Annotated in this window: 10 protein-coding genes; 2 read left to right on the top strand and 8 right to left on the bottom strand. The window is 68.6% G+C overall.

The genetic code is table 11. The features are described from left to right. Nucleotides 1–52 precede the first annotated feature (52 nt). Genes H5J31_RS38360 through H5J31_RS38345 form a run of 4 tightly spaced genes read right to left on the bottom strand, consistent with a single transcriptional unit; the run spans nucleotide 53 to nucleotide 4,964 of the window. On the bottom strand, nucleotides 53–1,198 hold the full coding sequence (locus tag H5J31_RS38360; protein WP_181777559.1) for a hypothetical protein: 1,146 nt from the start codon (nucleotides 1,196–1,198) through the stop codon (nucleotides 53–55). Between the two features lie 4 nt (nucleotides 1,199–1,202). Continuing rightward, nucleotides 1,203–2,459, bottom strand: a complete 1,257-nt coding sequence (locus H5J31_RS38355; protein ID WP_181777558.1) for a glucarate dehydratase family protein — start codon at nucleotides 2,457–2,459, stop codon at nucleotides 1,203–1,205. A gap of 2 nt (nucleotides 2,460–2,461) precedes the next feature. After that, nucleotides 2,462–3,406 carry a 5-dehydro-4-deoxyglucarate dehydratase gene (locus H5J31_RS38350; protein WP_181777557.1) on the bottom strand — a complete coding sequence of 315 codons (945 nt, stop codon included), beginning with the start codon at nucleotides 3,404–3,406 and terminating at the stop codon, nucleotides 2,462–2,464. A gap of 46 nt (nucleotides 3,407–3,452) precedes the next feature. Then, nucleotides 3,453–4,964: a sodium:solute symporter family protein gene (locus H5J31_RS38345; protein WP_181777556.1), complete on the bottom strand. Its 1,512-nt coding sequence runs from the start codon at nucleotides 4,962–4,964 to the stop codon at nucleotides 3,453–3,455. A 159-nt stretch (nucleotides 4,965–5,123) separates the two neighbouring features. On the opposite strand from H5J31_RS38345, the gene H5J31_RS38340 reads away from it, so the two are divergent. Next, entirely contained in the window at nucleotides 5,124–5,939 is an 816-nt protein-coding gene (locus H5J31_RS38340; protein ID WP_181777555.1) for an IclR family transcriptional regulator, read from the top strand. 33 nt (nucleotides 5,940–5,972) lie between these two features. Beyond that, a complete protein-coding gene (locus H5J31_RS38335) occupies nucleotides 5,973–6,797 on the top strand; it encodes an NAD-dependent epimerase/dehydratase family protein (protein WP_181777554.1) in 825 nt (274 codons plus the stop codon). A 71-nt stretch (nucleotides 6,798–6,868) separates the two neighbouring features. Here the strand turns inward: H5J31_RS38335 and H5J31_RS38330 are convergent, their stop codons facing one another. From H5J31_RS38330 to H5J31_RS38315, 4 genes are all read right to left on the bottom strand, one after another. Beyond that, on the bottom strand, nucleotides 6,869–7,837 hold the full coding sequence (locus H5J31_RS38330; protein WP_181777553.1) for a peptidylprolyl isomerase: 969 nt from the start codon (nucleotides 7,835–7,837) through the stop codon (nucleotides 6,869–6,871). Between the two features lie 131 nt (nucleotides 7,838–7,968). Further along, complete coding sequence (locus H5J31_RS38325; protein WP_328701725.1) at nucleotides 7,969–8,838, bottom strand: hypothetical protein; 870 nt, start codon at nucleotides 8,836–8,838, stop codon at nucleotides 7,969–7,971. Nucleotides 8,839–9,084: 246 nt separating this feature from the next. Next, nucleotides 9,085–10,491: a M1 family metallopeptidase gene (locus tag H5J31_RS38320; RefSeq protein WP_181777552.1), complete on the bottom strand. Its 1,407-nt coding sequence runs from the start codon at nucleotides 10,489–10,491 to the stop codon at nucleotides 9,085–9,087. Nucleotides 10,492–10,512: 21 nt separating this feature from the next. Then, nucleotides 10,513–11,879: Pls/PosA family non-ribosomal peptide synthetase (locus H5J31_RS38315; RefSeq protein WP_328701724.1), on the bottom strand; the 1,367-nt coding region annotated here is incomplete at its 5' end.

The raw sequence follows: 11,879 nt of genomic DNA, 5'->3' as shown, positions 1-11,879 counted from the left end.
TCTGTTCGAGCGTGGCGGGATCTGTTGCCTGGCTCATGGGTTCCGCTTTCTCCTAAAGGTCTTGCGCGGCGCTGGTGGCGGCGATGAGGTCCGCCCAGCGCCCCGGGCCGGCGAGGCCGAGGTGGTACAGGTGCAGTTCGGTGGCGCCCGCTTTGGCGAGTTCGGTGGTGTAGGCCTCGATGTCGGGGACCGGGCTCGCCGCCACCGCGGTGATGTAGCTGCCGACGGCGACCTTCTCCGGCAACTTCGCCCGCGCCGCCGCGACGGCGCCCACGCTGGGATGACCGGGTACCCAGTTCTGCAGCACCACCGCGTCGACGTCGGCGGGAGCCGACGGCGTCAGTCCCGGCAGCGCGCCGGTGACCCACGGGTCCATCGCGCCGTGGAGCACGATCCGGGGCCCGGCCGGGATCTTCGCGAGCACGTCACGACGGAGCGCGTCCGTCGCCTTCTGCCGGGTGTCGAGCAGGACCTGCCGCAGGGTGGGCAGGATCTTGTCCTCCCCCGTGCGGAGATCGCCGCCGTCGATCAGGCGGCGGACCTCGGCGCGCAGTTTGCCCAGCGCCTTGGCCGGGTCCTGACCCGCGGCGGCCCAGGCGTCGAGGCAGTCGTCGCAGCAGCAGATCGACAGCAGCCGCGCGGCCGCGGGCGACCAGACGCCGTCGGTCTTCTCGTGCTGGTGCTGGTGAACGGCGCCGAGCGGGCCGCACGCCTCGAGGATGACCGTGGCGAAGTCGAGCCCCGCGAGGCTTTCCGCGGTCACGTTCGCCGCGTATTCGCGCACCGCCCGCTGCCCCGGGCACAGCGCCCACGGGTACCGCTCGCCGAAGCAGTTCCGCACGGTGTGGTCGGGGAACTCCGTGCCCAGCTGCGAGTTGTGGGTCAGCACGATCCACGCGGCGGCGGGGATCCCGGCCTCGTTGAGCAGCCGGACGGCGTCGCCCGCGCTGTCGCGGCTCTCGACCCAGTCCGGTTCGGCGGGCCGCAGCTCACCCCAGACGTCCTCGCGCACCGGCCGGTACAGCGCCGCGTGGCGTGCCACGACGGAGGTGCGCTCGGGCGACCAGGGCGTGGCGGCGCGGGCGCTGTGGTACGACACGGCGACGGCGACCTCGTCGACGCCGAGTTCCCGTACGCGCTCGACGAACCCGGGATCGTCGACGACGTCCCAGGGGTAGGCGTATCCGGTGACCTTCACCCCGTCACCACCGCGCCGTATTCGGTTCGAAGTCTCCGACGAACTTCCGCATATAGGTCACGTCATCCCGTTTGGTCTGTCCACTTCGGACATAGTCTTCATGGGCCCGTGCCAGCGCGTCGGGGTCGAGTTCGACCCCCAGCCCCGGCTTGTCGGGCACCGCGACCGCACCGTCGACGAACTCCAGCGCACCCGGGGCGATGACGTCGGCCGTCTTCCACGGCCAGTGGGTGTCGCAGGCGTAGGTCAGGTGCGGCGTCGCCGCGGCCACGTGCACCATAGCGGCCAGACTGATCCCGAGATGACTGTTCGAATGCATGGAAAGCCCCACGTCGAAGCATTCCGCCGTGGTGGAGAGGGCTTGCGTGTCCCGCAGGCCACCCCAGTAATGATGGTCCGAAAGTATTACGCCGACCGCACGCTGCCGGAACGCCGGCTCGATGTCGGCGAAACGCACGACGCACATGTTCGTGGCCAGCGGCATGCTCGCCTTTTCGGCGACACGCGCCATTCCCTCGATGCCCGGCGTCGGGTCTTCGAGGTACTCCAGAACGCCTTCGAGTTCTTCGGCGACCCGGATGCCGGTGTCCACGGTCCACGCGGCGTTCGGATCGATGCGCAGCGGGTGATCGGGGAACGCCTCCGCGAGCGCGCGGATGCCGTCCATCTCCTGATCGGGGTCGAAGGCACCGCCCTTGAGCTTGATGGAACCGAAGCCGTACTCCTCGACCATGCGCCGTGCCTCGCCGACGAGTGCCTCCGGCGTGGTCACCTCGCCCCACGAGTCATCTTCGGCGCCGAGGTGGGCGCCGAACTTGTAGAACAGGTAGGCGGAGAAGTCGACGGCGTCGCGCGCCTTGCCGCCGAGCAGGTCCACCACCGGCCTGCCCAGGTAGTGGCCCTGCGCGTCGAGCGCGGCCACCTCGAACAGCGAGTACACGCTCGCGACGGTCTTGCTGACGGAGAACCCGCCGGTGAGCCCGTGCGCGTCGGCGAAGACGACCTCGCCGAGGGTGGTGGCGACCTTCCGGCGCAGGCCGGGCAGGTCGAACACGTCCTGTCCCTTGAGTTCGGGCAGCACCTTCCGGACCTGGTCCAGGAAGGCGAGGTCGCCGTACGACTCACCGAGGCCGACCACGCCGTCTTCACAGATCAGCTGGACGACGCCGCGCAGAGCGAAGGGCTCGTGCACGCCCATCGCGTTGAGCAACGGCGGGTCGGCGAAGGCGACCGGGGTCAGGACGACGTCGAGAACCTTCATCTTCAGGCACCGGCCTCGACGGATTTGAGGACGGCGAATCCGTCGTCGATGATCTTCTCCAGCCGGGCGATCTGGTCGGCCGTGGGTTCGACCAGCGGCGGCCGGACCGAACCGACCTTGTCGCCGCGCAGCCGCGCCGCGGCCTTGACCAGCGATACGGCGAAGCCCTGTCCCTCGTCCCGCAGTGCCACCAACGGCAGGTAGAACCCGGCGAGCAGGGCCTCCATGACCGCGTCGTCGTTCTCGGCGAGCGCGCGGTGGAAACGGGCCGCGATCTCGGGGGCGAAGCAGTGCACGGCCGAGGAGTACCGCGCGACGCCGACAGCGGAGTAGGCGCGCGCGGAGACCTCCGCGGTGGGAAGACCGTTGAAGAACAAGAACTCCCGGGCCCGGTCGGTGTCCTGCGAGCGGATCGTGGTGATGATCCGGCTCATCAGTTCGACGTCGCCGAAGCCGTCCTTGAGACCGACCACCGACGGGATGTCGAGGAGTTCGACCGCGGAGTTCGGCGTGAACACCCCGGTGGAACGGTGGTAGACGATCACCGGGATCGAGGAATCCCCGACGGCGTACCGCACGTGGTCGACCAGCCCCGAAGGCGGACCGGTGACCAGGTAGGGCGGCAGGAGGAGGACGCCGTCCGCGCCGCCCGCCTCCGCCGCCGCGATCCCGGCACGGGCCGACGCCGCGCCGCCGCCCGCCCCGACCCAGACGGGTACACGCCCGGAAACGACCTCACGAGCCTTACGCAGGATCGCTGCGTGCTCGTCCGGGGACAGCGAGCTGAATTCGCCCGTACCGCAGGCGACGAACAGCGCGCCGGCTCCGGCGGCCACATGGCTCTCGACGTTTTCCGCGAACGCGTCGAGGTTCAGTTCCAGGCCCTCGGTGAAGGGTGTCAGGGGGAACGCCAGGAGGCCGTCGAGCTCGATTTTGGTCAGTACCATGGATTTCTCTTTCGTTCTTATCGGTCGGTCCCGGGTTCGGGCCCGGTCAGGCAGGCACGCTGGTGCCGTCCTTGGTCTTGCTGGGCAGGACGTCGTCGTCCCGGTCGATCGTGTCGATGATCTCGTCGGTGGTGGCCTTGCGCTCGGGCATGAGGTAGCCGAGTCCGATGAACAGCGCCAACGAGACCAGGATCGGGGTGGAGACGGTGACCGCCAGGGTGGCGTTGTAGCCGTAGTACGCGATCGCGTAGGCGATGAGACCGCCCGCCCACGAGATCAGCGCCGCGCGGGAACCGGATCGGCGGAACGCGGGGAGCATGCCGAGCAGCAGCGGTACCGAGATCGGGCCCATCAGTGCCGCGACCCAGAGCACCACGATACCCAGCACACCACCGAGTTTCTCGGCCTGCGTGGCCACCGCCATGGTGAGCACGACGAAGATCACCGTCGAAACCCGGGCGGCGAGCAGGCCCTGCGATTCGGTGAAGCTGCGGGCCTTCTTCCACAGCACCGGCATCATGTCGCGGGTGATGACCGCGGAGATCGCGTTGGCGTCCGAGGAGACCATCGCCATCGTGTGCGAGAAGATGCCGGCCAGCACCAGCCCGACCAGACCCGGCGGGAGGAACGTCGTGGTCATGATCGCGTAGGCGTTGTTCGGGTTCGAGATGTTCGGGATCAGCAGCGGGGCGGCGAACATCGGGAACATCATCACCAGCGGCCACACCAGGTACAGGATCGAGGAGAGCCGAGCGCCGCGACGGGCTTCGAAGGTGTTCGGCGCGGCCATGTAGCGCTGCGCCAGGTTCCACATACCGCCGTTGTACTCCAGCGTCTTGACCAGGACGTAGACGAGCAGCACGACGGTGGTGAACTTCGACGTGGTCGGGTTGAGGTGGGCCGGCGGGAGGTCGCCCCACACGGTCCACAGGCCGGAGACGCCGCCGAGCTTGTCCAGGACGACCCACAGCATCACGATCGCCGCGATGGCCTGGATGACGAACTGGCCGAAGTCGGTGAGCGCGTCGGCCCAGAGACCGCCGACGGTGCAGTAGATCAGCGTGATCGAACCGGTGATGATGATGCCCCAGGTGTAGGGCACGCCCGCGAAGACGTTGAGGATCGTCGCGACCGCGAACCATTTGGCCGCGATGTCGAAGATCTTCAGGAGACTGCCGCTCCAGGCCAGGGCCTGCTGGGTGGGCACGTTGAAGCGTTTCGCCAGGTATTCGAGCGGTGAGGCGACACCGAGCTTCGAGCGCAGGCGATTCCACCGCGAGGCGAACAGCCAGCTGCCGATGCCGACGCCGATACCGATGCTGGCCATGCCCCAGAAGTAGACCGTGATGCCGTCGGTGTAGGCGACGCCCGCGTACGCGACGAAGAGCACCGCGCTGTAGCCGGACATGTGGTGGGAGATCCCGGCCAGCCACCACGGCATCTTCCCGCCGGCGGTGAAGAAGTCACTGACCGTGTTGACGCGGCTGTGTGACCACAGGCCGATCACCACCATCAGCACGAAATACGCGGACACCATGATCCAGTCCAGCAAATGCACCGCTGACTCCTTTCCGCGTCCACGTCGATGCGGTGTAGCCCAAGCTGTTCACATCCATGAACGGAGTCTGTTATAGTGATTATGTTCATCCATAAGAACACTGTTCGGGACGCTAATATGGCCGGAGTCACAAGTCAACGGCCGGATGGAGGAGTGCGGATGCCGCAGCAGGAAGCCGCTGTCACGGTGGCGAACGGCGCGTCCGCCGCGGCCGAGCCGGCCGGGGTCAAATCGGCACGGCGGGCGATCGACCTGATCGAGACCTTCGCCGCGAACGATGTCTGGCTTTCGCTGTCGGATCTCCACGCGCGGACCGGTTTTCCCAGGTCGAGCCTGCACGGGCTGCTGCGGACGCTGCTCGAAGCCGGCTGGCTCGAAGTGGACACCAACACCGCCCGCTACCGTCTTGGCGTCCGGGCGCTGATCTGCGGAACGGCGTACCTCGACCGCGACCCGGTCGTGCCGTTCGCGACGGAGGCGCTGGAGCGGATCCGGGAGCAGACCGGGTTCACCGCGCACTTCGCGCGGCGCAACGGCACCGACGTCGTCTATCTGGAGACGCGCGAGTCGCGGCACTCGACGCATCTGGTGTCGCGGGTCGGCCGCACCCTGCCGACCCACGCGACCGCGCTGGGGAAGGCATTGCTGGCCGAGCTGACGCACGACGAGATCAGCGAACTCCTGACCGGAGATCTCTCGGCGCTGACCCCCAACACCATCACGTCGCCCGAAGCACTGCACGCCGAGTGCGCGAAGACCCGCGAACGCGGCTATGCGGCGGAAATCGAGGAAGGCAGCCTCGGCGTCCGCTGCGTTGCTGCCGTGATCCCCTACCGCATCCCCGGCACGGACGCGATCAGTTGCTCCATGCCGGTCACCGAAGTCACCGACGCCGACGCGAAACGCGTCGGCGAGCTCCTCGCCGAAATCACCGCGGAACTCGGCCAGCAGCTGCGCCGCGCCGGCATCCGCTGATCATTCCCGTTCTTCCACTGACAAGGGGTTCCCATGGCAGACCAGCGCGTCCTGATCACCGGCTCGGCGGGCATCGTCGGCACCCTGATGCGGACGCGGCTCCGCCGTTCCGGCCGGGTGCTGCGCCTGCTCGACCTGGCCGCGCAGCCCGAAGCCGCGGGCGGCGAGGACGTCGAGCTGATCACCGCGTCGGTGACCGACCCGGAGGCGATGGCGAAGGCGTGCGACGGCGTCGACGCGCTGATCCACCTCGGCGGGCACAGCCGCGAGAACTCGTGGGAAGCGACACTCGACGTCAACATCAACGGCACCCACACCGTCCTCGAAGCCGCGCGGGCGGCCGGTGTGCCGCGCGTGATCCTGGCCTCCAGCAACCACTCCGTCGGTTTCCGCCGCAACGACGAGGCCGGCGAGAACGGCCTCCCCGCCGACTCCTCGCCGCGGCCGGACACCTACTACGGCGTCAGCAAGGCCGCCATCGAATCGCTGGGCAGCCTGTATCACTCGCGGTTCGGCATGGACGTGATCGTCATCCGGATCGGCTCCTGTTTCGAAAACCCGCTCGTCCTGGGCCCGCGCGGCCTGACGACCTGGCTCTCCCCCGACGACGGCGCCCGCCTGTTCGAGGCCTGCCTGAGCTACCCCTCGCCCGGCTATCGCCTGATCTGGGGCGTCTCCGACAACACACGCCGGATCTACTCACTCGCCGAAGCCGAGGCGCTGGGTTACAAGTCGCTCGACAACGCGGAGGCCTACGCCGACCAGATGGCGGACAAGCCCGGGCCGACCGGAGCGGCGGCGGAGTACGTCGGCGGGCCGTTCTGCACCGCCCCGCTGGGCGCCTACAACCCGCTCTGATCCACCCCCGCGCGTGCTATGAACGGCCCGTTACTTGCAAAATTTGCAAGTAACGGGCCGTTCATAGCACCTCAGGAGACCGTGACCGACTCGAACGTCACCGGGATCTTCGGCGGCCCGGTCCCGTCACCGGACCCCTTCGCTTCGTCCACCCCGCCGCGCGCGACCTTGTCCAGCACCTGCAGTCCCGCGTCCGAGATGCTCCCGAACACGGTGTACTCCGGCGGCAGTTCCGCTTGACCGAAGACCATGAAGAACTGGCTGCCGCCCGAGTCCGGCGCCTGTGTCTTCGCCATGGCGAGGATCCCGCGGCCGTACTTGAGTTCGGGGAAGACCTCATCCGGGATCGTGTAACCCGGTCCGCCCATCCCGGTGCCTTCCGGGTCACCGCATTGGAGCATCTGCAGCCCCGCGGTGCCGAGCCGGTGACACGAATGGCCGTCATAGAAACCCTGCTGCGCCAGCGAAAGGAAGTTCGCGACGGTGCATGGCGCGAGTCCGCGGTCCAGGGTCAGCCCGATGTCGCCGGCCGTCGTCTTGACCGTGACGGCCACCGTGCCGGAAGCCTGCGCCGGGCCGGCCGCGGGCGGATTGACCTTCTTCGCCGGCTCCTTGGTGGTGTCCGCCGGGTAGGCGCAGGTCGTCGGATCCGCGAGCGGCGTCGCGCGTTTCGGCAGTTCGGTCCGGCCGGCCGGGATCTGCACCGGGCTCTCCGTCGTGTCCTGGGCACTCGACGTCGGAGCCTGCGACGACGCGGCCGCACTCTTGTCCTTCGAGTCCGGCAGGAGGAACCCCGGCGCCACGAAACCGGTGAACGCCAGGACGGACACCACCAAGATGACGACTCCCAGCGCACCGAGCCCGATCCAGAGCGCCGTCTTGTTCGAGGACGGCGGCTGCTGTTGCGGTGCGCCATACCAGCCCTGCTGCTGGTAAGGCTGCTGCGGATAGGGCTGCTGCTGATAAGGCTGCTGCCCCTGCGGAGCCCCGGGATCGGGCACCTGGCCTTCGGGCTCGCCCGACTGCGGCGGCTGGGACATCTGTGCTCCTGTCATCCGGTGGAGGAAGTGCGGAAACACTCTCACGCATCACCGCGCGGGAAGTCAGGGCATCCCCCACGGCGCGTCGGTTCACCGCGCGGTTGCGCCAGAGTGATCGGGTGAGAGGTGACCTAGCGGGACGCTGCGGCTTCGTACGCGGCGACGAGTTCAGCGGCGACCCTGCCTGGCTCCGATCGCAACCGGCTGGGCAACGTCTGGAGCACGAGGATGCCCTCGGCGGTGTACCGGCTGTTCCTTTCGAGCGTGCCGGCGTACTGCGGCCGCGCGAAGTGGAAGTCGTACGAGTCGATCTCCCAAGCGAGCCGGACCGCCCGGAAGTAACCATCAGGGGTTCCGATGTAGCGACCGGCGGCATCCCGCAGTTCGTGGTTCCACAACGGCTCCGGGAGCCCTGTACGCCGCCAGACCGCGATCGCGTCGACCTCGGCCACCGACCGCGCTCCTCGCAGGACGTCGCGCAAGGCCTCGCGGGGCAGCGCACTCCCCCGATCACTTCCGGCTTCGAGTTCCCGGATGAGGACTTCGGGATGCAGCCGCCCACGCTGAACGGATTCGGTCAGCAACGAGCGGACCGGATCGTGCGTAGTGAACAGGCGGCATTGATCCAGGACCGCCCGGACGAGTGGTGCCATTGCCACCCCGTCCACGACGACCGGCCGGGGCATTCGCGTCGTCCGCTCGACGGTCACAGGGCCGACGCTGCTGACCTTGCACGAAGCGGGCACCAGAAGGTGGATTCCGTTCGCCGCGATACCCGACCCCCGCAGCCCCTGGCGGCGGCAGGCTTCGAGACCCGTGACGAGCGCCTCCGTCCCTCCGTAGAGCAACGCCCCGTCGACCAACTGACGCCGGGTCGGCTTTCCGGAACCGAGCAGGAGGACTCCCGGGAGCAGACGCTGCCACGGCTGCCCTGGCCGGCAACGCCGGTAACACGTCTTCCTCGGAACGCCGAACTCCACCAGTCGCGCGACAGTGATCACTCCGCCGCGACTCAGCTTCCATAGAGTCTCGCGGTCGTCTCGCCATTCGCCAGTTCGCACCACGTACGCGATCGTGGATCTCGCGGCCTGCTTCGTGCCAGCCTCGATCCACTCACCTGTGGACAACTCGCCACATCAGCACCACTGTGGACAACTGGCCGGGGTTCCCAATGTCGCATTTGAGACGCTGAGCGTCTCAAATGCGACATTGGGAACCCCTGAGACCGGGACCGAGAGCGAAGGGCGTCAGGGAAGCGGAGGCAGCGCCGGAGCGTCCAGCCAGGCTTCGAAGAACCCAGCAAGCGAACGCCCGGCAAAGCGTTCAGCGAGCGCCACGAAAGCCGCGGTGGTCACCAGACCGTGCCGGTTCTCCGTCGCCCAAGCCTTCACCAGCGGGAAGAACACCGCGTCGCCGACGGTGGAACGCAAGGCGTGCAACAACAAACCGCCGCGTTTGTAGACCCGCTCGTCGAACATCCGCGCCACCCCGGGATCGGCGAGGCGCAGGTCGGCGGGTTTCGCCCTCATGCGCGCGTGCCAGGTCTTCGCCCAAGCGTGTGCGCTCTGGCCGCCGGATTCCTCGGACCACAGCCATTCCGCGTAGGTCGCGAAGCCTTCGTTCAGCCAGATGTGGCGCCAGTCGGCGACGGTCAGGCTGTTGCCGAACCATTGGTGCGCCAGTTCGTGCACGACGAGCCGCTCGTGCGTGCGCCGTCCGTCGACGTGGTTCGCGCCGAAGATCGACATGCCCTGGGCTTCGATGGGGTCGTCGAGGTCGTCGTCGGTGATGACGATGACGTACTCGCCGAACGGGTACGGCCCGAAGAGCCGTTGCAGCGAGTCCATGATCCGGCCCTGGCGCCCGAAATCACGGGCGAAGGCACGGCGCAGGCGGGGCGGGACGGCGGCTCGTTGCGGCACGGCGGCGACCACCGAGTCGCCGTCGAGGCTGAGACGGTACGCGGAAGCCGAGGGGTGCGAGAACCAGCCGGGGCGCGCGCCGGATACCAGTTCGATGTCGTCGTACCGTCCGATTTGGACACTCATCAGGTACGTCGGCGTCGGCTCCGGGCGTTCGAAGATCCACTGGGTGGTGCTCGCGCGAGAAAGCCGCGACACCAGATTCCCTGTCACCGCGACGAGATAGGGCGACGACGTCGTCAGCGCGACGCGGTAGGTCGCCTTGTCCGCCGGGTGGTCGTTACAGGGGAACCACGACGGCGCGCCGACCGGCTGGCTCGCCACGAGCGAACCGTCGGTCAGTTCGTCCCAGCCGATGTCGCCCCACAGCCCGGGAAGTGGCCGCGGGTTGCCGACGTAGAAGACCTCCACGAGGAACTCGTTACCGAGCGCCAGCGACTTCGCCGGCTTCACCTGCAGCTTGTGCCCGCGTCGGACGTACTTCGCCGGTTTTCCGTTGACCAGCACCCGGTTGATCCGGAACTCGCCGAAGTCGAGTGTGAACCGCGACAGCGCTTGCGTCGCCTCCGCGGTGATGGCCGCGGAGGCGGAAAGCCGGTTGGGACCGATCTTGTAGTCCAGCTCCAGATCGTAGTGCCGGACCCGGTAACCGCCGTTACCGTGATGGGGCAGATAGGAGTCGCCGGAGGTGTCCGCGCCGGGCGAGGGCTGCGCGGAGGCCTTCGAAATCACCCGCGAAGAACCCCGCTTCCCTTACTTCGTCCAGGCCGAGATGGGATTCCCCAGCCAGCGCGAGTCGGCCGGGACGGCGTCGCCGCGGGTCACCAGGGAGCCCGGTCCGACGGTCGTCCGCGCGCCGATGCTCGCGCCAGGCAGCACGATACCGTGCGGCCCGAGTGTCGCTCCCTCGTCCAGGGTCACCGGCGACATCGTCATGATCCGGTCGTGGAAAAGGTGCGTCTGGACGACGCAACCGCGGTTGATCGTCGCGCCGTCGCCCAGGCTCACGAGGTCCGATTCGGGCAGCCAGTACGTCTCCAGCCACACGCCCTTGCCGATCTTGACGCCCATGGTGCGCAGCCACGCGGGCAGCAGCGGCGTGCCGCCGAGTGAACCGACCAGCCACGGGACGGCCAGCGCCTCGACGAAGGTGTCGGCGAGTTCGTTGCGCCAGACGAACGAACTCCACAGCGGGTGGTCGACCGCGCGGAACCGGCCGACCAGCAGCCATTTCATCGCGGTGGCGGTCAGCGCGGCGACGGCGCCGGCGGCGAGCAGCAGCGGACCGCCGAGCAGCAGCGCCACCAGGAAACCGAACGACCCGGCCAGCGCGAAGATCGCGGCGGCGACCAGCACGGTCAGCGCGACGCCGCACATCACCGGGATGATCCGGCACAGTTCGACGAGCGCGCGGGCCGCCTTCAGCCGCAGCGGCGGCGTGTAGGTGCGGCTCGTGTCGGATTCGCCGACCGACCGGCGGACCGGCAGCGGCGGCATCCCGAGGTACGACGAGCCCTTCTTCGCCTTCAGCGGCGCCGACGACAGCACGCCGACCAGACCTCGTTTGGGCACCGAACGGCCGGGCGCGGCCATCCCCGAGTTGCCGAGGAACGCCTGCTTGCCGATCCGCGCGGGCGCGACGTGCAGCCAGCCGTGGCCGAGTTCGTAGGTGGCGACCATGGTGTCGTCGGCGAGGAACGCGCCGCTGTCGACCTGGGTCATCTTCGGCAGCGCGAGGACGGTGGACGCCTCGACGTTGCGGCCGACCTTCGCCCCGAGCATCCGGAGCCAGACCGGGGTGAACAGGCTGGCGTACAAGGGGAACAGCCCCTCACGCGCCATGCCCATCAGCCGCTCGGTCGCCCAGACCTGCCACGCGACGCGGCCGTGTACGGGGTGGTAGCCCTCGACCATCCCGATGCTCAGCGAACGGACGCCGGTGAGCACGAGCAGGGCGTAGGTCAGGAAGTACGCGATGGTCGCGAGCGGCGTGAACAGCAGCGCCTGGCCGAGCGCGGCGCCCAGCGACGGGGCGCCGGCGATCGCGTAACCCAGCACAGCGACGGCGGGCAGGGCGGCGACGGCGGGCAGAAGACCCAGGGCGACCGAGGTCGCGCCGT

It is taken from the genome of Amycolatopsis pittospori, from assembly GCF_013870525.1.
Classification (GTDB): Bacteria; Actinomycetota; Actinomycetes; order Mycobacteriales; family Pseudonocardiaceae; genus Amycolatopsis; species Amycolatopsis pittospori.
This window is presented reverse-complemented; position numbering and strand designations above follow the sequence as displayed.

Bases quoted from the DNA above. Each gene is read 5' to 3' on its own strand.
- H5J31_RS38335 (WP_181777554.1), top strand. From the start codon at position 5,973: ATGGCAGACCAGCGCGTCCTGATCACCGGCTCGGCGGGCATCGTCGGC.
- H5J31_RS38330 (WP_181777553.1), bottom strand. From the start codon at position 7,837: ATGTCCCAGCCGCCGCAGTCGGGCGAGCCCGAAGGCCAGGTGCCCGAT.
- H5J31_RS38340 (WP_181777555.1), top strand. From the start codon at position 5,124: ATGCCGCAGCAGGAAGCCGCTGTCACGGTGGCGAACGGCGCGTCCGCC.
- H5J31_RS38355 (WP_181777558.1), bottom strand. From the start codon at position 2,459: ATGAAGGTTCTCGACGTCGTCCTGACCCCGGTCGCCTTCGCCGACCCG.
- H5J31_RS38350 (WP_181777557.1), bottom strand. From the start codon at position 3,406: ATGGTACTGACCAAAATCGAGCTCGACGGCCTCCTGGCGTTCCCCCTG.